The 20,431-nt window shown below is 69.7% G+C and carries 21 protein-coding genes and 1 pseudogene; 14 read left to right on the top strand and 8 right to left on the bottom strand.

The features are described from left to right. Positions 1 to 129 precede the first annotated feature (129 nt). The 3 genes from BJ969_RS19045 to BJ969_RS19035 all read left to right on the top strand — a co-directional run bounded on the left by BJ969_RS19045 (position 130) and on the right by BJ969_RS19035 (position 3,726). Positions 130 to 1,602 carry a PucR family transcriptional regulator gene (locus BJ969_RS19045; protein WP_184480586.1) on the top strand — a complete coding sequence of 491 codons (1,473 nt, stop codon included), beginning with the start codon at positions 130 to 132 and terminating at the stop codon, positions 1,600 to 1,602. 103 nt (positions 1,603 to 1,705) lie between these two features. Next, positions 1,706 to 2,950 (top strand): NAD(P)/FAD-dependent oxidoreductase, encoded by a 1,245-nt coding sequence (locus BJ969_RS19040; protein ID WP_184480584.1) that lies wholly within the window; start codon positions 1,706 to 1,708, stop codon positions 2,948 to 2,950. Positions 2,951 to 3,198: 248 nt separating this feature from the next. Beyond that, a complete protein-coding gene (locus BJ969_RS19035) occupies positions 3,199 to 3,726 on the top strand; it encodes a DUF3558 family protein (protein WP_343071488.1) in 528 nt (175 codons plus the stop codon). Between the two features lie 86 nt (positions 3,727 to 3,812). Here the strand turns inward: BJ969_RS19035 and BJ969_RS19030 are convergent, their stop codons facing one another. From BJ969_RS19030 to BJ969_RS19000, 8 genes and pseudogenes are all read right to left on the bottom strand, one after another. Beyond that, positions 3,813 to 4,352 carry an LppA family lipoprotein gene (locus BJ969_RS19030; protein ID WP_246456987.1) on the bottom strand — a complete coding sequence of 180 codons (540 nt, stop codon included), beginning with the start codon at positions 4,350 to 4,352 and terminating at the stop codon, positions 3,813 to 3,815. Between the two features lie 31 nt (positions 4,353 to 4,383). Continuing rightward, entirely contained in the window at positions 4,384 to 6,072 is a 1,689-nt protein-coding gene (locus BJ969_RS19025; RefSeq protein ID WP_184480580.1) for an alpha/beta hydrolase, read from the bottom strand. Further along, entirely contained in the window at positions 6,072 to 6,620 is a 549-nt protein-coding gene (locus tag BJ969_RS19020; protein WP_246456980.1) for an LppA family lipoprotein, read from the bottom strand. The genes BJ969_RS19025 and BJ969_RS19020 overlap by 1 nt, the downstream gene beginning before the upstream one ends. A gap of 23 nt (positions 6,621 to 6,643) precedes the next feature. Then, entirely contained in the window at positions 6,644 to 8,335 is a 1,692-nt protein-coding gene (locus tag BJ969_RS19015) for an alpha/beta hydrolase (protein WP_184480578.1), read from the bottom strand. Next, positions 8,335 to 8,637: a hypothetical protein gene (locus BJ969_RS19010; protein WP_184480576.1), complete on the bottom strand. Its 303-nt coding sequence runs from the start codon at positions 8,635 to 8,637 to the stop codon at positions 8,335 to 8,337. The genes BJ969_RS19015 and BJ969_RS19010 overlap by 1 nt, the downstream gene beginning before the upstream one ends. Positions 8,638 to 8,717: 80 nt before the next feature. After that, entirely contained in the window at positions 8,718 to 8,834 is a 117-nt protein-coding gene (locus BJ969_RS31050; protein WP_425503609.1) for a DUF397 domain-containing protein, read from the bottom strand. 93 nt (positions 8,835 to 8,927) lie between these two features. Further along, positions 8,928 to 8,993, bottom strand: a pseudogene (locus BJ969_RS31045) (hypothetical protein); the annotation flags it as partial. Positions 8,994 to 9,004: 11 nt separating this feature from the next. Next, positions 9,005 to 9,886: a helix-turn-helix domain-containing protein gene (locus BJ969_RS19000; RefSeq protein ID WP_246456974.1), complete on the bottom strand. Its 882-nt coding sequence runs from the start codon at positions 9,884 to 9,886 to the stop codon at positions 9,005 to 9,007. 105 nt (positions 9,887 to 9,991) lie between these two features. Here BJ969_RS19000 and BJ969_RS18995 point away from each other — a divergent pair, with 105 nt between their 5' ends. The 11 genes from BJ969_RS18995 to tyrS all read left to right on the top strand — a co-directional run bounded on the left by BJ969_RS18995 (position 9,992) and on the right by tyrS (position 19,953). Further along, on the top strand, positions 9,992 to 10,276 hold the full coding sequence (locus BJ969_RS18995) for a hypothetical protein (RefSeq protein ID WP_184480572.1): 285 nt from the start codon (positions 9,992 to 9,994) through the stop codon (positions 10,274 to 10,276). Positions 10,277 to 10,349: 73 nt separating this feature from the next. Then, positions 10,350 to 11,378 carry an N-acetyl-gamma-glutamyl-phosphate reductase gene (argC, locus tag BJ969_RS18990; RefSeq protein ID WP_184480570.1) on the top strand — a complete coding sequence of 343 codons (1,029 nt, stop codon included), beginning with the start codon at positions 10,350 to 10,352 and terminating at the stop codon, positions 11,376 to 11,378. After that, positions 11,375 to 11,773: an ACT domain-containing protein gene (locus tag BJ969_RS18985; protein WP_184480568.1), complete on the top strand. Its 399-nt coding sequence runs from the start codon at positions 11,375 to 11,377 to the stop codon at positions 11,771 to 11,773. Before argC ends, BJ969_RS18985 begins: the two co-directional genes overlap by 4 nt. Further along, the gene (gene argJ / locus BJ969_RS18980; protein WP_184480566.1) at positions 11,770 to 12,927 is read left to right on the top strand and encodes a bifunctional glutamate N-acetyltransferase/amino-acid acetyltransferase ArgJ; all 1,158 of its coding nucleotides are present in this window, start codon (positions 11,770 to 11,772) and stop codon (positions 12,925 to 12,927) included. The genes BJ969_RS18985 and argJ overlap by 4 nt, the downstream gene beginning before the upstream one ends. Then, positions 12,924 to 13,835 carry an acetylglutamate kinase gene (gene argB, locus BJ969_RS18975; RefSeq protein ID WP_184480564.1) on the top strand — a complete coding sequence of 304 codons (912 nt, stop codon included), beginning with the start codon at positions 12,924 to 12,926 and terminating at the stop codon, positions 13,833 to 13,835. Before argJ ends, argB begins: the two co-directional genes overlap by 4 nt. Next, positions 13,832 to 15,004, top strand: a complete 1,173-nt coding sequence (locus BJ969_RS18970; RefSeq protein ID WP_184480562.1) for an acetylornithine transaminase — start codon at positions 13,832 to 13,834, stop codon at positions 15,002 to 15,004. The genes argB and BJ969_RS18970 overlap by 4 nt, the downstream gene beginning before the upstream one ends. Before the next feature lie 43 nt (positions 15,005 to 15,047). Then, on the top strand, positions 15,048 to 15,971 hold the full coding sequence (gene argF / locus BJ969_RS18965; protein WP_184480560.1) for an ornithine carbamoyltransferase: 924 nt from the start codon (positions 15,048 to 15,050) through the stop codon (positions 15,969 to 15,971). Beyond that, entirely contained in the window at positions 15,968 to 16,525 is a 558-nt protein-coding gene (locus BJ969_RS18960; RefSeq protein ID WP_184480558.1) for an arginine repressor, read from the top strand. The genes argF and BJ969_RS18960 overlap by 4 nt, the downstream gene beginning before the upstream one ends. A 23-nt stretch (positions 16,526 to 16,548) precedes the next feature. Continuing rightward, complete coding sequence (gene argH / locus BJ969_RS18955) at positions 16,549 to 17,973, top strand: argininosuccinate lyase (protein ID WP_343071487.1); 1,425 nt, start codon at positions 16,549 to 16,551, stop codon at positions 17,971 to 17,973. Positions 17,974 to 18,007: 34 nt separating this feature from the next. Beyond that, positions 18,008 to 18,631, top strand: a complete 624-nt coding sequence (locus BJ969_RS18950) for a DNA-3-methyladenine glycosylase (RefSeq protein WP_184480556.1) — start codon at positions 18,008 to 18,010, stop codon at positions 18,629 to 18,631. A gap of 32 nt (positions 18,632 to 18,663) precedes the next feature. Beyond that, positions 18,664 to 19,953, top strand: a complete 1,290-nt coding sequence (gene tyrS / locus BJ969_RS18945; RefSeq protein WP_343071486.1) for a tyrosine--tRNA ligase — start codon at positions 18,664 to 18,666, stop codon at positions 19,951 to 19,953. Positions 19,954 to 20,431 lie beyond the last annotated feature (478 nt).

Below are 20,431 nucleotides of genomic sequence, written 5' to 3'. Positions count from 1 at the left end.
GCGACCACCCTAGCGCTTTCGGTATTCGTCCCGTTCGACCTTTTCGGTGCTGGCCGGCACCGCGAACGCGCGATCGTGAGAACCTGCCGGGGTGCCGTGCCACCTCCGCTCCGCCCCCGGGACCCGCTGATGGTCAAACTCGATCGGCTGATCAACGTCCTCGGCGGCTACGGCGCGCGGTTGTGCACCGCGCCGCGCGGGCGGGACGTGGAGCTGCGCGGTGTCGCGCTGCACGATCCGGCGGGTGCGGAGGAGGTGCTGCTGGCCGTCGGCATCGACTCCATCGGAGCGGTGCTCGCCGAGACGCCGGCCGCGGTCGTGCTGCTGCGCGAAGTCGACGAGCAGGAACTGGCCGTGGCCCGCGAGCGCGGTGTCGCGGTGGTGCGGATCGACCCCGACGTGTCCTGGGGCCAGCTGGCGGCGGTGGTGTACGGGCTGGTGCTCGAAGGCCGCGAGACGGAGGCGGGACGCGGGCCGACGGACCTGTTCGCGCTGGCCGACGCGTTGGCGGCGTCCGTCGGCGGCCCAGTCACGATCGAGGACCAGCACGCCGGTGTGCTGGCGTATTCGAGCAGGCAGGAGTCCGCCGACCGCGCACGGCTCGCCACGATCCTGGGCAGGCGGGTGCCCGCGGACATCCGCGCCGAGCTCACCGCGCGCGGCGTGTACGCGCACCTGGCGTCGTCGGCCGAGCCGTTGTTCGCCGAGCCGATGCCGGAGCAGGAGTTCCACGGCCGCGCGCTCATCGCGGTCCGCGCGGGTCGGGAACTGCTCGGGTCGATCTGGGTGGAGGTGACGGAGCCGCTGGACGAGGAGCGTTCGGCGGCGTTGCGCGCGGGCGCCCGCACGGCGTCGCTGCACCTGCTGCGGGCGCGGGCCAGCGCCGACTTGGAGCGGCAGATCGAGTCGGACCTGGTGATCGGCCTGCTGGAGGGGCAGGCCGACGCGCCCGCGGTGCTGAGCAGGCTCGGGTTGCGCGGCAACGGTTTCCGGGTGGTCGCGATGCAGGCCGAGGAGGCGCAGGACGCCGCGGTGCTGATCGCCTTCGAGCGCGCCACCGCCGGTTTCGGCTGGGCGCGGCCGGGCCGCAGCGCGCTGTTCGCGAACACCGTCTACACCGTGCTGCCCGATGGGGAACCGGGGGAGCGGTGGTTCCGGGGTCTGCTGCGGAACATGCCCGCCGACGTGCGGCTGCGGGCCGGGGTGGGCGGTGTGGCCGAGCCGTTGGCGTTGCCGCTGAGCAGGCAGGAAGCCGACGAGTGCCTTGCCGTGGACGGCGATCGGGAGATCGTCGGCTACGAGCAGGCGTGGCACGAGATCCTGCTGCGCCGGGTCCGCAACGCGGCCTCCAGCGGTCGCGTCCCGTCCCGCGGCCCGGTGTGGGACCTGCGTCGCCACGACGCCGACAACGGCACCCGCTACGCCGCCACGCTGCGGGAATGGCTGCGCTGCCAAGGCGATCCGGGGGCGGCGGCGAACCGGCTGGGCGTGCACGCGAACACCGTGCGGTACCGGATGCGCAAGATGGCCGAGGTGACCCGCCTCGACTTGGACGATCCGGACGAACGCCTCGCCCTCATCATCGCGCTGCTCATCGACTAGTGCGGATCGACCAATCGTCGGCGGCGAGATTGTGCCGAACTGACAATCGCCGGGCCGTCACTGCCGGTCACACTCGGATCCAACCGATCTGAGGAGGGCGAAGATGGCCGGCAACGACCAGACCCCGCGGCACGTGGTGATCGCCGGGGCGGGCGCCGTCGGGTTGTCCACGGCGTGGTTCCTGCAGGAGCACGGTGTGCGGGTGACCGTCGTCGACCGCGACGGCGTGGCCGCCGGTTCGTCCTGGGGCAACGCGGGCTACCTGGCCCCCGCGTTCTCCATCCCGCTGCCGGAGCCGAGTGTGCTGCGCTACGGCCTGCGCTCGCTGCTGGACCGCAACGCCCCGCTGTACGTGCCCGCCCGCGTGGACCCGCAGCTGTGGGCGTTCCTGGCGAGGTTCGCCGCGCACTGCAACATGCGCTCGTGGCGCCGCTCGATGCAGCCGTTCGTGCCGATGAACAACGAGTGCCTGGACGCGTTCGACGCGCTCACCGCCGGTGGCGTGGAGGCTCCGACGAAGGCCGCCCCGATCACCGCCGGTTTCGAGAAGGCCGAGCAGGTCGCCGACCTGCGCCGCGAGTTCGACCTGATCCGCGAGTCCGGCCAGGACGTGCGGGTCGTCGACTCCTCGGTCGCCGAGGCGGGCGTGCCGCAGCTGTCCTCCCACATCGAGGCGGTGCTCCGGATCGAAGGGCAGCGCTACGTCGACCCCGGCGAGTTCGTCCGCTCCTTGGCGCGGTCCGTCGAGGCCCGCGGCGGCGAGATCCGCAGCGGTTTCACCGTCGACGAGGTGACGCGCGAGCAGGGCCGCACCGTCGTGCGCTCCGGCGACGAGCGTCTGACGGCCGATTCGGTCGTGCTCGCCACCGGCGCCTGGCTGAGCTCGCTCGCGAAGCCGTTGGGCGTGCGCACCGCCGTGCGCGCGGGCCGCGGCTACTCGTTCACCGTCCCCACCGAGGAGCCGGTTCCCGGCCCCATCTACCTGCCCGCCGTGCGCGTCGCCTGCACCCCGTACCAGGGCGGCCTGCGCGTGGCCGGGACGATGGAGTTCCGCTCCCCGGACGCGAAGCTCTACCCGGAGCGCATCGCCGCGATCGAGCGCTCCGCGAAGCCACTGCTGCGCGGCGTGTCCTGGGAGGACCGCCGGGACGACTGGGTCGGCGGCCGCCCCGTCACCCCCGACGGCCTGCCGCTGATCGGCGCCACCGACATGCCCGGCGCGTACGTCGCGGGCGGGCACGGCATGTGGGGCCTCACCCTCGGACCGCTCACCGGGCAGCTGCTGTCGGAGCAGATCGTCACCGGCAAGCAGCCCGACCAGCTCCGCCCCTTCAACCCCCTCCGCTGACCACCCCCGAAGGGCAGGCGTCGCCGCAACAGCGCGGCGGCGCCTGCTCGTTTCACTGGGGCTGCGGTCTTATCCGAGACGGTGATCCTTTCCGCAACGACGCGCTAAGGTGCTCGACGTTCAGGGGCCGATAAGCAGGGTGCAGAGTGGTGGGTTAACGAGCGCGGACGCGACGGTTTCGCGGCGGCAAGGGAAAACCGAAGACCGCGAGGCCAGGCTCAGCCGATCAACCAGCAGGTGGGTATTCAGTGAGCAAGCTTGTCCGGTCGCTGGCCGTGGTGGCCAGCAGTGCGGTTCTTGTCGGGCTGTCCGGGTGCGCTTTGGGCGAGGGCGATGGGACCCAGGCGCCGACCTCGGATGCCGCTGGAGCCTCGTTGGAGGCCTTCGATCCCTGTGCGTTCTTCTCCCCTGATGACTTGACCGGATTCGGGCTGTCGCCTCAGAGCGAGCCGTTCACGCAGGTCAGCTTTGAGCCCGGTTGCCGCTGGACCGGCGAGAAGATGTCGCTCACGCTCCACAAGAACGTCGATGAGACCGTCGAGTCCTACGAGACCGGTGGCAACTGGGAGAAGTACGAGAAGCGGTCGATCGCCGGGCGATCGGCCGCGATCGCGAACGTCCCAGGATCAGGGACCACCGGGGGCTGCGACATCTTGGTCGATGCAGGCGGCGGCGTGGCCATCTACGGGATCTCCGGCAAGATGGCCGATTCGATCGACGCGTGCCCTGAGCTGGAGAAGATCGTCAACCAGACCGCGTCGGGCTTGCCGAAGTGATGTGAACTGGTCGGCGTGACTGGGCTTCTGCCGGTCACGCCGACCAGAACGCGCACGGTCTCAAGTGACGAGAAGGGCGTAGCCGCTCACTGGGGCTGCTGCGCGAGCTTGTCCTTCTCGGCTTGCGGCAGGTGGCAGCCGGTGGAGCCGGAGAGGACGGTGCGCTTGGCGGTGCCGAAGCGGTAGCCCGCGCCGTAGCGGTCGCTGCCGACGACCTGGTGGTCGGAGGGGCGGCTGACGACGGTTTCCGGCGGTGTGAAGCCGTATTCGGCGCTGACCTGAGCGACGATCTGCTCAGCGCGAGGCCACTCGGGGTCGGGGATGGTGCCATCGGTGGCCCACATGGCGAGGGTGTTGCTCTCGGACGCACTGGAGAAGTCGTCGAACCCGATGCAGCCCGCTTTGGTTCCCTTCTCGACTTCTTCCCAACGAATCGAAGGGAAGCTCTGCGCAAGCTCATCCCGGATGCGGGAGTGCATCTCCTGGTAGCGGGAGGTGACTTCTTCGATGCTGGGGCGCTGCAGCAACTCAGCTCGTTGGTCTTCCATACTTCCTTCAGCGGGATCGTCGCTGCCACAGGCCGTGAGGCTGAGTGCCAGGGCTGCGAGAAGCGTCAAGCGTTTCAACGGTTTGTTCCTCTGTGCCTGAGTACTTCGGTCAATCGGATGCCCGAACTGCGCGTTCGGGTACCCCGGCCGCGACGACGCTGGCGTTGTACTGGCTCGTATTGCCATCGGTCAGATAGCCGTCCGGCCCGCCGGTGTTGTGTCCGCTCGAAGCTTCGAGGCGTTGACCATCCGGAGTGACGGCTTCGTCTGCGGAAAGCTGCTGAAACCCAGGTGTTGAGGAGGGATCTCCACCGAACCATCTCAGGTCAGCGACCGGGTCCCAGCTGGATTCGATGTTGTAAGCCTGCCCGGCCGGAATGTTGAAGTTGCTGGGAGAGTCCGTTCCCACTCCTGGGGAACCCATCGTGACGGCGGCATCAACGCCGGTTCCCTCATGCTGCAACGCGTACCCGGTGGTCGTCGACCCGTACGAGTGGCCGAGGGCGACGAGGTGGGGGTCGTCGTCGCGCGACTCGTTGATACCTCGGTAGAAGTCGGAGAGCTTGTCGCCACCACGTTCGGCGGAGGTGGAACTGACCACGGACTGCTCGCCGATGCTGTCGTTGAGCTGGGGTGCTTCGTAGCCGAGCCAAGTTACCGCAGCGACATCGCCGCCGTCGCCGTACATCGTCGACTGGTGTTTCGCGTCGTAGCGAAGCTGTGAGGCGGTCCGGTCGTAGTCGTCCAAGCTACCTCCCTCGACTGTGCTGTTCAGGCCAGGTGTGAAGACCGAGACGTGTTCGGCCGTATCGACGTTCCCGATGCTGACGGCTGCTTTGGTGCGTTCGCCCGACGTGTCGAGCACGAGCAGCTGGCGGTCGGACTTGGCCATGACCTTCTCCACCTGGTCCAAGGACTTCAGCTTTGCTTCGACCTTGTCCAGTGGGTTGCGCAGCGCGGCGCGGTCGCCCCTCGAACCGGGGCCGTTCGGAAGTGCCTTGATCTCGTTCCGCAGCCGGGTTGCTTCCGCTTGCAGCGTCGCGCGTTCGTCGTCGATGCGGTTGATGTTGGCGGTGTTGCGGACTGCTCCGGGGATGCCGTCCATGTTGCCGAGCCAGGCCGGGGGAGCGGTGGCCAGCGCCGATTTCGTTTCGGCGGGCAGGGATTTCCACCACTCGGCGTTCTGCTTCGGGTCACCGGGTGGCGGTGGCTCGATCGTTTCGCCGAGTCCGCGCGCGTCTCCCAGGGCCGCCGCTTCCGCGAGGTTGTGCGCGCCGCGGGTGTCCATGAGGTCCTTGTCGGCGTCGCCGAGGACCTTGGCGAGTTCGCGGTCGGTGTCCGTGGCGCGGGCCAGGATGCGCTCGACCCGGTCGGCGAGGTCGGGGCGGACGCGGTTGTTCCGGTCTTCGTTGACGCTTTCCGCCTCATCGGGGTGGAGGCCGAGCGGTGTGCCCAGATCTTCGATGCTCCCGTCTTCGCCGATCGCGAAGTGGTGGGAGTGGGCGAGCGCTTCGGCTTCGGTGAGTTCGTGGCCGATCTCGCGGATCTCGTCGGCGGTGGCGATGGTGGCGCTGCGGACCGTGGAGACCTCGACGACGAGTTCGCGCAGTCGCTCGCCGAGCTTCCTGTGCTCCGCCGTGGCGGAGTCGGCCGCTTTGCCCTGCCACTCCTTCGGCCGACCGGAGTGCGCCAGTTCGTCGTCCAAGCCGACGAGCCGATCCTGTTCCCGCTTCAGGTCGTCGATGGCGTCGTCGAGGAGGTCGGGGTTCCAGCGGCGGAGGTCGCCGATGTTCACCATCAGGAGCCACCGCGTGTCAGCTTGTCCTTCTCGGCTTGCGGGAGGTGACAGCCGGTGGAGCCGGAGAGGACGGTGCGCTTGGCGGTGCCGAAGCGGTAGCCCGCGCCGTAGCGGTCGCTGCCGACGACCTGGTGGTCGGAGGGGCGGCTGACGACGGTTTCCGGCGGTGTGAAGCCGTATTCGGCGCTGACCTGGGCGACGATCTGCTCAGCGCGAGGCCACTCGGGGTCGGGGATGTTGCCTTCGGACCGCCAAGCTCCGAGGGTTTGGCTCTCGCCGGTATCGGTGAAGGCGTCGAAGTCGGAGCATCCGGCGCGGTGGAGCTCGCGGCTCTGCTCCCATTGGATCCAGGGGAAGGCCGCGGCGAGTTCGTCCCGGAGGCGACCTTGCATCTCGAGGTACCGAGCGCTGGCCTCCTCCATGCTGGGCCTGCTCATGAGTTCGGCGCGCTGCTCTTCCATGCTTCCTCCAAACTTCGGCCCCAACTCGCCGCCACCGCATCCGGTGAGGCTCAGGGTGAGCGCCGCCAGGACTGCGAAGCGCTTCATGGTCGGTCCCCGCTCTCGGTCGGTCATCCCCAGCTGTTCACGGCGCGGTCCGGGACTCCGGCCGCGATGACGCTGGCGTTGTACTGGCTGGTGTTCCCGCGGGTGAGGTAGCCGGTCGGTCCACCGGTGCCGTGCCCGCTCGACTCCTTGAGGCGCTGCCCGTCGGGCGCGACGGCGTCCTCGGTCGACAGGTCGTCGATCCCCGGTTTCCAGGACGGATCACCGCCGAAACGCCCGAGGTCGGCGACGACGTCCCCGCCCGATTCGAGGTTGTAGAACCGGTCTTCGGGAACGTTGATATCGCTGACCGATGGTGTTCCTACGCCGGGAGATCCCAGAGTGAGCGCGGCGTCCACTCCGGTTCCTTCCTCCTGCAGCGCATACCCCGTGGTGGTGGATCCGTACGAGTGGCCCATCGCGACCAGGTTCGGATCGTCCGTCCGAGATTCGTTGATGCCCCGGTAGAAATCCGCCAGATCTTCGGCGCCGCGCTTGGCCGGAGCCGAACTGGCCACGGAATCGCTGGGGTCGAGTGTCTCGTCCAGTTGAGGCGCCTCGTAACCGAGCCACGTCACCGTCGCGACCTCGCCACCGTCGCCGTACTGGTCGGACTGCGACTGCGCGTCCTGCGCCAGCATGTCCATGTTCCGGTCGTAGTCGCCCAGGCTTCCGCCTTCGACGCTGCTGTCCATGCCCGGCGTGAACACGCTGACGTGGTCTGCGGTGTCGACGTCCCCGATGCCCACGGCCGCCTTGGTGCGCTCGCCGGAGGTGTCGAGCACCAGGAGTTGCCGATCTCCCCGCTCCAACACCGTCTCCACCTTGTCCAAGGAGGTCAGCTTCGAGTTGACCTGGTCCAGTTCGCGCTGGTACCTGCCTTGGACCAGGTCACCGCCGGGGCCGGGGCGTGGCTTGTTGACCGCGCTCTGCAGCCGCGCCGCCTCCGCTTGCAGCGTGCTGCGTTCGTCGTCGATGCGGTTGACGTTGGCGGTGTTGCGGACGGACGCGGGGATGCCGTCCATGCCGCCGAGCCAGGCCGGGGGAGCGGCGGCGAGCGCGGATTTCGTTTCGGCGGGCAGGGATTTCCACCAGTCGGCGTTCTTCGCGGGATCGCCCGGCGGCGGCGGTTCGATCGTTTCGCCGAGACCACGCGCGTCACCGAGCGCCGCCGCGTCGGCGAGGTTCTTGGCACCGCGCGCGTCCATCAGGTCCTTGTCGGCGTCGCCGAGGACCTTGGCCAGTTCGGCATCGGCGTCGGCCGCGCGCTTCAGGACGTTTTGGACGCGTTCGACCAGGTCGGGACGGATCCGGCGGTAGCGGTTCTCGTCGACGCTGCTGACCTCGTCGGCAGGGGTGTCCGGGGGAGTGCCGAGGTCTTGCACCTTCCCGTCATCGCCGATGCGGAAGTTGTACGCCCGCGCCAGGCCGTCGACTTCGGTGAGCTGGTCCTGCACCGCCCGGATCTCGTCGACGGTGGGGATGGCCGCGCTGCGGACCGTGGACACCTCGACGACGAGTTCCCGCATGCGTTCGCCGAGCTTGCCGTGCTCGGCGTTCGCGGAGTCGGCCGCTTTGCCCTGCCACTCCTTCGGCCTCCCGGAGCTCGCGAGCTCGTCGTCCAAGCGGACCAGGCTTTCCTGTTCCCGCTTCAGGTCGTCGATGGCGTCGTCGAGGAGGTCGGGGTTCCAGCGGCGGAGGTCGCCGATGTTCACCATCAGGAGCCACCGCCCTGGGAGGCCTTGAGCTCGTCGGCGGCGTCGCCTTCTTGAGCGGCGTAGTCCGAGGCGCTCTTGTCGAGCGAGTCCGCGTAGTGCTCGGTGTCCCGGTTCCACGTGTCGAGCGTGCCGCGCCAGCTGTTCCCGGTGCGTCCGGCGGCGGGCGCCGAGGTGGAGCCGGGCATCGCTTGGGTGATCTTGTCGGTGGCGGCCTGGAGCCGCACCGACCTGGCCTGTTCGGCAGCCGAGCGCGCGGCTTTCGCCGCCGACTCCAACTCCCTGGTCACAACCTCGTATCCCACTGTGCCCCCTCCTCGCGGGGAGGGACCCTAGCAGCGCGAAGTGACCGGCAGTCCTCGTTTCGGCCGATCTTCGCGACGGGTCACACGCGCCCGGATTTGACCGCCCGCAGGAACGACTCGAAGGTGCCGCGTCCTACTGCGAGGACCGGGCCGTCGGAGTCCTTCGAGTCCCGCAACCCGACGACGGACGGCTGCACTGCGACCTCAACGCATGCGCCGCCGTTTCCCTGGCTGCGACTAGCCTTCCTCCAGCTGGCGGCGCTGGGCGAAAAGGCGATCTCGATGCACTGACCACCGCTGGAGCTGCTGTGGCTGGACTTGGTCCAAGGCCCCCAAGCTAAGGACGTGTCCGCCATTTGAGCCTCTCTCAGTCGCGGGTAACTGCGTAGGTATCCAGCACCTTAGCGATCAGCGCCTGCGTTTCACGGTGTGGGAGAGCAGCTGCGCTCAAGCGCTCGAACAGAACGCTGTAGCGCGTGTAGTCCTCAGGCTCGTAGAGATAAGTCGCGCCGAAGAAGTCCTCCAGGTAGACGCTCGCCAACCGTTGTTCGGGCAAGTTCAGCAACATTGCGCTGGAGGTGACTGCTATCCGGTTCGGGACCGCGAAGGGGAGTACTTGCAGCGTGATGTTCGGCAGCTCGGACATGGTGAGCAGATGTGCCAGCTGCGATCGCATCGTGTTCGCGTCGCCCTGCATCCGATGCAAGGCGGCTTCGCTGAGCACGGCGTGCAGCTTGAGAGGTGAACGCGACCGCGACAATGAGCCTTGTCGACTGATGCGGGTCCGCACCTGCTGCTCGACGACACGGGGATCAGCCGCGGGCTCCCACGCCTGGATCGTGGAGCGTGCGTAGTCCTCAGTCTGGAGCAGCCCGGTGATGATCTCCACTTCGTACAACCGTAGCTCCGTAGCCGCGCTCTCCAGCGCGAGGAACCGCTGGAACCAGTCGGGGACGGCGTCGCGGTGGTACTTCTTCGGCCGGTTGCGCTTCGCCGCCTGCTCGGCGACCTCGGAGAGATACCGTCGCTGCTTCGCGGGCGCGCCGTAGAAATCCAGCAGCTGCACCACTTCCTCGGGTTTGATGCCTTGGCTGCCGCCTTCGACCTTGCTCATCTTCGGCTGCTTGCAGCCCAGCACATCGGCCGCTTCGAAGGTGCTGCGGTCGGCTTCCTCGCGTAGACGGCGCAGTTCTATGCCGAGTTGGATCCGGAGCATGCGCGGGTCGGGAGTGGTCAGCATGCGGATCATCGTCACAGCTCACCCGGCTTTTGTGGATCACCTGGTCGTGTAAATGACGCGCGGAATCATTCCTAATAGCTTCACCGGTACAGAACGTCGGCGAACGGAGCGGTGATGCACGGCGATGGCGAGGCGGAGTTGTTGCGGGAGCTGGCGGAAGGCGTGCGTCCGCGCGGTTTCGCGGTCTACGAGTTGATCCGGGACGAGGACGGTGGCGAGGTCGTCGACGCGGAGCTCTGCGTGTGGGGACTGGACTGCACCGCGCAGCGCCCTCCCGGTAGCGACGACGCGGGTGCGGTGTTCATGAGCCCGCACGGAATGCTGGGCAACGCGGAGTCCGCCGAAGCGACCTTCGAGATGTTCGCGATGATCCGCGAGGTCCGCCTCGTCTGGCTCTGATCAGGGCGGGGTCGGGCGTGGCGGCCCGCATACTTCCTTGATTGATGTTGCACGAGGATGCATAATCATCCGCATGGCGATTCGGGTGGCAGTGGCGGGTGCGAGCGGTTACGCGGGCGGGGAACTCCTGCGTCTGCTGCTGGCGCACCCCGAAGTGGAGATCGGGACGTTGACCGCCGGCGGCAACGCGGGCACGAAGCTGGGCGCGCACCACCCGAACCTGCTGCCGCTGGCCGACCGCGAACTCACCGAGACCAACGCTGCCGAGCTCTCCGGGCACGACGTCGTCTTCCTCGCGCTGCCGCACGGCCACTCCGCCGCGCTGGCCGCCGAACTCGGCGACGACACCACGGTCATCGACTGCGGCGCCGACCACCGGCTCAACGACCCCGAGGCGTGGACCCGCTGGTACGGCGGCGACCACCCCGGCACCTGGCCCTACGGCATCCCCGAACTCCCCGGCGGGCGCGACGCGCTGCGCTCCGCCAGCCGGATCGCGGTGCCGGGCTGCTTCCCGACCGTCTCCTCGCTGGCGCTCGCGCCCGCGTTCGCGGCGGGCCTGGTCGAGCCGGAGGCCGTCGTCGTCGCCGTGACCGGGACCTCCGGCGCGGGCCGCGCGCTCAAGCCGCACCTGCTCTCCGCCGAGGTCATGGGTTCGGCCAGCGCCTACGGAGTCGGCGGCGCGCACCGGCACACCCCGGAGATGGTGCAGAACCTCAGCGCCGTCGCGGGCGAACCCGTGAAGGTGTCGTTCACGCCCGTGCTCGCGCCCATGTCGCGCGGCATCCTCGCCACCTGCAGCGCACCGCTGCGCGGTGACCTCGACGTCGCCGCCGCCCGCAAGGTCTACCTCGACGCCTACGGCGACGAGCCGTTCGTGCACGTGCTGCCCGAAGGCTCCTGGCCGCAGACCTCCGCGACGCTCGGCGCGAACACCGTGCACCTCCAGGTCGCCATCGACCCCGACGCGAACCGCCTCGTGGTCGTCGGCGCCGAGGACAACCTCACCAAGGGCACCGCGGGCGGCGCCGTGCAGTGCATGAACCTCGCCAAGGGCCTGCCGGAGACCACCGGGCTGCCGCTCGCGGGGATCGCGCCGTGACCGCACTGGAACTGCGGCTGCACCCCGAACACCTCGCCGTCGCGAAGGTTCCGGCGACCGCGGACCTCGCCCTCGGAGGCGGGCCGATCCGCGCCGAACTGGCCACCGCCGAGGAGCGCGCGATCGTCCTCGGCCACGACCAGGCGACCGGACTCGGTGCGCAGGCCGCCGTCGAAGGCCCGTTCCGGGCGCTGGAGGTCCGCGGCCCGCTGGACTTCGCGCTCACCGGTGTCCTCGCCGCTTTGCTGACCCCGTTGGCGCAGGCCGGGATCAGCGTCTTCACACTGTCCACCTTCGACACCGACTGGATCCTCGTCCCCGCCGGATCGGCGGAGCAGGCCCGGACCGCGTTGATCAACTCAGGTCACACCGTCACCACGGAGGAATTCGCATGAGCGTCACAGCCCCCGCCGGATTCCGGGCGGCCGGTGTGCCCGCCGGGATCAAGGCGAGCGGAGCCCGGGACCTCGCTCTGATCGTCAACGACGGCCCGCGCCACACCGCGGCCGGCGTGTTCACCACCAACAAGGTCAAAGCGGCCCCGGTGCTGTGGTCCCAGCAGGTGCTGCAGGAGCGCAGCCTGCGCGCCGTGGTGCTCAACTCCGGCGGCGCCAACGCCTGCACCGGACCCGAAGGCTTCCAGGACACCCACGCCACCGCTGAGAAGGTCGCCGAAGTGCTCGGCGTCGGCGCCATCGACGTCGCCGTGTGCTCCACGGGCCTGATCGGCGAACGCCTCCCGATGCCCGCCGTTGTGTCCGGAGTGGACAGTGCGGCGGCGGCGCTCGCGGACACCGAAGCCGCCGGGACCGACGCGGCGACGGCGGTGCTGACCACCGACAGCAAGGCCAAGCAGGCGCTCGCCACCGGGAACGGCTGGAGCGTCGGCGGCTTCGCCAAGGGCGCGGGCATGCTCGCCCCCAACATGGCGACCATGCTCAGCGTCCTCACCACCGACGCCGTCGTCGCCCCCGAGACCCTCGACGCCGCGCTGCGCGCCGCCACCCGCACCACCTTCGACCGGCTCGACGTCGACGGCGGCACCTCCACCAACGACACCGTGCTGCTGCTGGCCTCCGGAGCCTCCGGCGTCGAACCCACCGCCGACGAGCTGACCGAGGTCCTCACCGCCGTGAGCACCGACCTCGTCCGCCAGCTCCAAGGCGACGCCGAAGGCGCCACCAAGGCCGTCGACATCACCGTGCGCGGCGCGCGCACCGAGGACGACGCCGTCCACATCGGACGGATCATCGCCGAGGACAACCTGGTCAAGACCGCGCTGTTCGGCTCCGACCCCAACTGGGGCCGGATCGCGATGGCGCTCGGGCGGGCGAAGGCCGAGATCGACGTGGACCGCGTCGAGATCATCACCAACGACGTCTCGCTGTTCGCCGGTGGCCTGCCCAACCGCGACCGCGGCGAAGCCGACCTCACCGGCCGCGACATCCGGATCGTCGTGGACCTGCACCTCGGCGACCAGACGGCCACCATCCTGTCCACCGACCTGTCGCACGACTACGTCGAAGAGAACAGCGCGTACTCCTCATGACACCGACCCCGGCAGACAGGCTCGCCACCGCCGCCGAGAAGGCCAGCGTGCTCGTCGAAGCACTGCCCTGGCTGGAGCGCTTCCACGGCGCCACCGTCGTCATCAAGTACGGCGGCAACGCCATGGTCGACGACGAGCTCAAAGCCGCGTTCGCGCAGGACATGGTGTTCCTGCGGCTCGCGGGCCTGCACCCCGTCATCGTGCACGGCGGCGGACCGCAGATCACCTCGATGCTCGACCGCCTCGGCATGGCCGGCGAATTCCGCGGCGGCCTGCGCGTCACCACGCCCGAAACGCTCGACGTGGTGCGGATGGTCCTGGTCGGCCAGGTCGGGCGCGAACTCGTCGGCCTCATCAACAAGCACGGCCCGCACGCCGTGGGCATGTCCGGCGAGGACGCGCAGCTGTTCACCGCCGCGCGCCGCACCGCCACCGTCGACGGCGAACCCGTGGACGTCGGCCTCGTCGGCGACGTCGTCGCCGTCAACCCCGACGCGGTGCTCGACCTGATCAGCGCCGGACGCATCCCCGTCGTGTCCACCGTCGCGCCCGACGTCGACGGCGTGGTGCACAACGTCAACGCCGACACCGCCGCCGGAGCGCTCGCCGTGGCCCTCGGCGCGGAGAAGCTCGTCGTGCTCACCGACGTCGAAGGCCTCTACACCGACTGGCCCGACCGCTCCTCGCTGGTGTCCCGGCTCGACGCCGACCAGCTCGAAGAACTGCTTCCCGGACTGGCCTCCGGGATGGTGCCGAAGATGGAGGCGTGCCTGCGCGCCGTGCGCGGCGGCGTGCCGCGAGCGCACGTCATCGACGGCAGGCTCGCGCACTCGGTGCTGCTCGAAGTGTTCACCAGCGCCGGCGTCGGAACCATGGTGCTGCCCGGGAAGGAAGACGAGAACGCATGACCACCAACACCACCGGGGCGCAGCGCTGGCAGGCGTCCATGATGGGCAACTACGGCACCCCGAAGCTCACCCTGACCAGCGGCTCCGGCTGCGAGGTCACCGACGCCGACGGCAAGACCTACCTCGACTTCGTCGGCGGCATCGCCGTCAACGCCCTCGGCCACGCCCACCCGGCCGTGGTGCGGGCGGTGACCGAGCAGATCGGCACCCTCGGGCACGTCTCCAACTTCTACGCCCACGACCCGGGCCTGAAGCTCGCCGAGCGGCTGCTCGACCTCTCCGGGTTCACCGGGCGCGGACGCGTCCTGTTCTGCAACTCCGGCGCCGAAGCCAACGAAGCGGCGTTCAAGATCGCCCGGCGGACCGGGCGGCTCAAGATCGTCGCCACCGAAGGCGGCTTCCACGGCCGGACCATGGGCGCGCTGGCGCTCACCGGCCAGCCCGCGAAGCAGGAACCGTTCGCGCCGATGCCCGCCGGAGTCGAGCACGTCCCCTACGGCGACGTCGCCGCGCTCGAATCCGCCGTGGACGACACGACGGCCGCGCTCGTGCTCGAACCCGTGCAGGGCGAGAACGGCGTCATCGTCCCGCCCGAGGGCTACCTGCGGGCCGCGCGCGAGATCACCAGCAGGCACGGCGCGCTGCTGGTCATCGACGAGGTGCAGACCGGCATCGGCCGCACCGGCCACTGGTTCGCCTTCCAGCGCGACGGCATCGAACCCGACGTCATCACCCTCGCCAAGGGCCTCGGCGGCGGCCTCTCCCTCGGCGCCTGCATCGGCGTCGGCGACGCGGGCGAACTGCTGCAACCCGGCCAGCACGGCACCACCTTCGGCGGTAACCCCGTCGCGTGCGCCGCCTCGCTCGCCGTGCTCGACACCATCGCCGCCGACGGACTGCTCGACCACGTCAAGGCGCTCGGTGAACTGCTCGCCGACGGCGTCCGCGACCTCCGGCACCCGCTGATCGCCGAAGTGCGCGGCCAAGGGCTGCTGCTGGCGATCCGCCTCACCGAACCCGTCGCCGCCGCCACCGCCGCGGCGGCCCAGGACGCCGGATACCTCATCAACGCCGTGCAACCGGACGTGCTCCGGCTCAGCCCGGCGCTGGTGCTCACCGCCGACCAGGCCCGCCGGTTGCTGACCGACCTGCCCGGCCTGCTCGGCTGACCCGAACCCACTCCCACCACCACGAAGCCACGGAGGTGACCCCGTGACACTCCGGCATTTTCTGCGCGACGACGACCTGAGCCCGCAGGAGCAGACCGAGATCCTCGACCTCGCAGCCCGGTTCAAGACCGACCGGCTCGCGGACCGCTCCCTCGAAGGCCGCTCCATCGCGGTGATCTTCGAGAAGAACTCCACCCGCACCCGGCTGTCCTTCGAAGTCGGCATCCACCAGCTCGGCGGTCAGCCGATCGTGGTCGACGGCCGCATGATGCAGCTCGGCCGCGAGGAGACCATCGAGGACACCTCGCGCGTGCTGTCCCGCTACGTCGACGCCGTCGTCTGGCGCACCTTCGCCCAAGCCCGCATCGAAGCGATGGCCGGCGTGTCCGCGGTGCCCGTCGTCAACGCGCTCACCGACGAGTTCCACCCCTGCCAGGTCCTCGCCGACCTGCAGACCGTGCGGGAACGCCACGGCGACCTGCCCGGCCGCACCCTCACCTACCTCGGCGACGGCGCCAACAACATGGCGCACTCGCTGCTCATCGGCGGCGTCACCGCGGGCATGCACGTCCGCGTCGGAGCACCCGAAGGCTTCGCCCCCGCGCCGTGGGTGCTCGAAGCCGCGGGCAAGCGGGCGGCCGAGACCGGCGGCTCCGTCCGGGTGCACCACGACGCCCGCTCCGCCGTCGACGGAGCCGACGTGCTCGTCACCGACTCCTGGACCTCCATGGGCCAGGAGAACGACGGCAAGGACCGCGTCAGCCCGTTCCGCCCGTTCCAGATCAACACCGAACTGCTCGCCGCCACCGGCGTCGACACCAGCGTGCTGCACTGCCTGCCCGCGCACCGCGGCTGGGAAGTCACCGACGAGGTCCTCGACGGCCCCGCCAGCGCCGTGTTCGACGAAGCCGAGAACCGCCTGCACGCGCAGAAGGCCCTGCTCGCCTGGCTGGTGCAGCGGTCATGACCACCAGGGCGGCCCGGCAGGCGCGCATCGTCGAGCTCGTCTCGACGATGGGCATCCGCAGCCAGACCGAGCTCGCGAAGCTGCTGGCGGGCGACGGCATCGACGTCACCCAGGCCACGCTGTCGCGCGACCTCGACGAACTGGGCGCGGTGAAACTGCGCGGACCCGACGGGGGAGCGGCGGTCTACGTCATCCCCGAAGACGGCAGCCCCGTGCGCGGGGTGCAAGGTGGCACCACGAGGCTCAGCCGGTTGCTGGCCGAACTGCTCGTCTCGGCCGACGGCTCCGGCAACCTCACCGTGCTGCGCACCCCGCCGGGTGCGGCGCAGTTCCTGGCCAGCGCGATCGACCGCGCCGCCCTGCTGGAAGCGGTCGGCTCCATCGCGGGCGACGACACCGTCATGGTCCTCGCCAGGGAACCGCTCACCGGCCTCGACCTGGCCGAGCGGTTCACCAACATGGCCTCCGGCGAGCGGATGCCACCGCCGGACGGCATCGAGAACCCCGACGACGGTGACGCCGCGGACCGGCGGGACCCGAACACCACCACCTGACGACGCAAGATGAGGAAGACATCGTGACCCAGCAAGGCAGCGAGCCCACCAAACTGTGGGGCGGCCGCTTCGCCTCCGGCCCGGCCGAGGCCATGGCCGCGCTCAGCCTCTCCACCCACTTCGACTGGCGGCTGGCGCCCTACGACATCGCCGGTTCCCGCGCGCATGCCCGCGTGCTGCACCAGGCGGGCCTGCTCACCGCCGACGAGCTCGACCGGATGCACCGGGGCCTCGACGTGCTCGCCGCCGACGTCGAATCCGGCGCGTTCCAGCCCGTCGTCGAAGACGAGGACGTGCACACCGCGCTCGAACGCGGCCTGCTGGAGCGGGTCGGCACCGACCTCGGCGGCAAGCTGCGCGCGGGCCGCTCCCGCAACGACCAGGTCGCGACCCTGTTCCGGATGTGGCTGCGCGACGCCACCCGCCGCGTCGCCGCCGGCGTGCTCGACGTCGTCGACGCGCTCGCCGGCCAGGCCCAGGCGCACCCGGACGCGGTGCTGCCCGGCCGCACCCACCTCCAGCACGCCCAGCCGGTGCTGCTCGGCCACCACCTGCTCGCGCACTGCCAGGCGCTGCTGCGCGACGTCAGCCGGTTGCGCGACTGGGACGCGCGCACCGCGTTCTCCCCGTACGGCTCGGGCGCGCTCGCCGGATCGTCGCTGGGCCTCGACCCGCAGGCGGTGGCCGCGGAACTCGGCTTCGACGGCGGCGCGGTGGACAACTCCATCGACGGCACCGCCTCCCGCGACTTCGCGGCGGAATCCGCGTTCTGCCTGGCCATGCTCGCGGTGAACCTCTCCCGCGTCGCCGAAGAGGTCATCATCTGGAACACCGCGGAGTTCCGGTACGTCACGCTCGACGACGCCTGGGCCACCGGCAGCTCGATCATGCCGCAGAAGAAGAACCCGGATGTCGCCGAACTCGCCCGCGGCAAGTCCGGCCGGCTGATCGGCAACCTCACCGGCCTGCTCGCGACCCTCAAAGCGCAGCCGCTGGCCTACAACCGGGACCTGCAGGAGGACAAGGAGCCGGTGTTCGACTCCGTCGAGCAGCTCGACCTCCTGCTCCCGGCGATGGCCGGAATGCTCGGCACGCTCACCTTCCACACCGAGCGGCTCGCCGAACTCGCCCCCGCCGGCTTCACCCTGGCCACCGACATCGCCGAGTGGCTGGTGCGCCAAGGCGTCCCGTTCCGCGTGGCGCACGAGGCGTCGGGGGAGTGCGTGCGCACCGCCGAGGCCCGCGACGTCGGCCTCAACGACCTCACCGACGAGGAGCTCGCCGCCGCGCACCCCGCGCTCACCCCCGCGGTCCGCGAGGTGCTGACCGTGCCCGGCTCCATCGCCTCCCGGGACTCGCACGGCGGAACCGCACCCGATCGTGTGAACGAGCAGCGGGACCGGGTGTTCGAGGCCATCCGCGAGCATCGTGCCTGGCTGACGGCGTGAAGACCCCTCGCGTTCGGTCGGTACTGTTCCGCCCGTGAGCCAGCTCAAGCGCGAAGACCTCGCACACGACCCCCTCTGGGTGGCCCGCCGCCTGCTCGGCTGCGAGCTGCGGTCGAGCCACCCGGAGGGCGACGTGCGGATCCGGCTCGTCGAAGTCGAGGCCTACCGGGGCGGCGACGACCCCGCCTCGCACTGCTACCGCGGCATGACCCAGCGCAACGCCGTGATGTTCGGCCCGGCAGGTCACCTCTACGTCTACTTCGTCTACGGCATGCACTTCTGCATCAACGTGGTGTGCACCGAGAACGGCACCCCGGGCGCGGTGCTGCTGCGCGGGGGCGAAGTCCTCGAAGGCACCGAACTGGCCCGGCGCCGCCGCCCCGCCGTGCGCAAGGACGCCCAGCTCGCCAGCGGACCGGCGCGCCTGGCCGGTGTTCTCGGCATCACCGGCGAGCACAACGGCATCGACCTCACCGCCCCCGACTCACCGGTCCGCCTGTTCGCCGGCACCGACGTCGACGAGGACGACGTCCGGACCGGGCCGCGCGTCGGCGTCGCCACCGCCGTCGACCTCCCGTGGCGCTCCTGGATCGACGGTTCCCCCTCGGTCAGTCCGTACCGGAGGGGCGGCCGCCGCCGGAGCCGGGACCAGGCATAAAACCGATTGCCGGGATGCGCCAGACTGGTCGCGTGAGCGAGCACATCCTTGACGAGCTGTCCTGGCGCGGCCTGATCGCGCAATCCACCGACCTCGACGCGCTGCGTTCGGACCTGGACTCCGGACCGCTCACTCTGTATGCGGGCTTCGACCCGACCGCGCCGAGCCTGCACGCCGGTCACCTCATCCCGCTGCTGACGCTGCGCCGCTTCCAGCTCGCCGGGCACCGCCCGGTGGTGCTCTCCGGCGGCGCGACCGGCCTGATCGGCGACCCGCGCGACACCGGTGAGCGCAACCTGCACGACATCGACACCGTGCGGGAGTGGACGGAGCGGATCGGGCACCAGCTCGCGAAGTTCGTCGACTTCGTCCCGGACGGCGCTCCGGAGTCCCCGACGGGCGCGCTGGTCGCCGACAACTCGGACTGGACCGCGCAGCTCCCGGTCACCGAGTTCCTCCGCGAGGTCGGTAAGCACTTCTCCATCAACACGATGCTGTCCAGGGAGACGGTCAAGCGCCGCCTGGAAGGCGACGGCCTGTCGTACACCGAGTTCAGCTACATGCTGTTGCAGGCCAACGACTTCGTGCAGCTCTACCGCAGGCACGGCACCCGGTTGCAGCTCGGCGGCTCCGACCAGTGGGGCAACATCGTCGCAGGCGTGGACCTGCTGCGCCGCCAGGAGAACGCCACCGGCCACGCCCTGACCCTCCCGCTGGTCACCGACGCGGAGGGCCGCAAGTTCGGCAAGTCCACCGGCGGCGGCAACGTGTGGCTCGACCCCGAGCTGACCTCGCCCTACGCCTGGTACCAGTACTTCGTGAACTCCTCGGACGCCGACGTGGGCAAGTACCTGCGCCTGTTCACGTTCCTCGACCACGAGGAGATCGAGGAGCTGGAGCGCACCACCGCCGAGCGCCCGCAGCAGCGCGCCGGCCAGCGCAGGCTCGCCGAAGAGCTCACGACCCTCGTCCACGGGCAGGAGCAGACCCACCAGGTCATCGCCGCCAGCCAAGCCCTGTTCGGCCGCGGCGACTTCGCCGAGCTGGACGAGGCCACGCTGGACGCCGTGATGGCCGAGGTCCCCACCGGCGAAGTGCGCCTGTCCGACGAGCCGACCATCGTCGACCTGCTCGTCGAAGCAGGTCTCGCACAGGGCCGCGGGGCCGCCCGGCGCACCGTCAACGAAGGCGGCGCCTACGTCAACAACACCAAAATCGCAGATGAGACGTGGTCCGTGTCGAAGGAGGACCTGCTGCACGGCCGCTGGGCGGTCATTCGACGTGGCAAGCGTCACACTGCAGGGATCAAGGTGCTGTACTAGCCTGTTCGCAGGGCCGGAAACGGCGGGTGACCTGCTGGTTTACCTCCTTCCGGTCCTGCTGGGCGCTGACTTGACTTTGAGTCGGTCGGCGCGTAACTTATTCCAAGTCAGCGCGGAACGGGCCGGAAACAAACGGACCGGGCGCGACGGGGTCACGAACCAAGCTCCCAGTTAGTCCTGGTAGAGTGGGTGACTCGAATACAAAACTCTAAATGCGGATCGGGTTTCTCGACGTTCCGGGGTGCGGGTGACCGCGAGGTTGACCCCCCTGAAACAGCGGAAAAACGGGCCTGCTAGAGTTTGGAACATCGCAAGAACGAAAGACGGAAATGACTCCCCGGAGTTCGCGGCCCTGAGGTTGGGGGTTGTGGGTGATGGTGTGGGTGTGTTCTTTGAGAACTCAACAGCGTGCCGATGATGATGAGTGGTAACTCATTAGATTGATTTTATGCCCTGGTCGGCCTTTGTGGTTTTGATC

Source organism: Saccharopolyspora gloriosae (assembly GCF_014203325.1).
GTDB classification, from domain to species: domain Bacteria; phylum Actinomycetota; class Actinomycetes; order Mycobacteriales; family Pseudonocardiaceae; genus Saccharopolyspora_C; species Saccharopolyspora_C gloriosae.
This window is presented reverse-complemented; position numbering and strand designations above follow the sequence as displayed.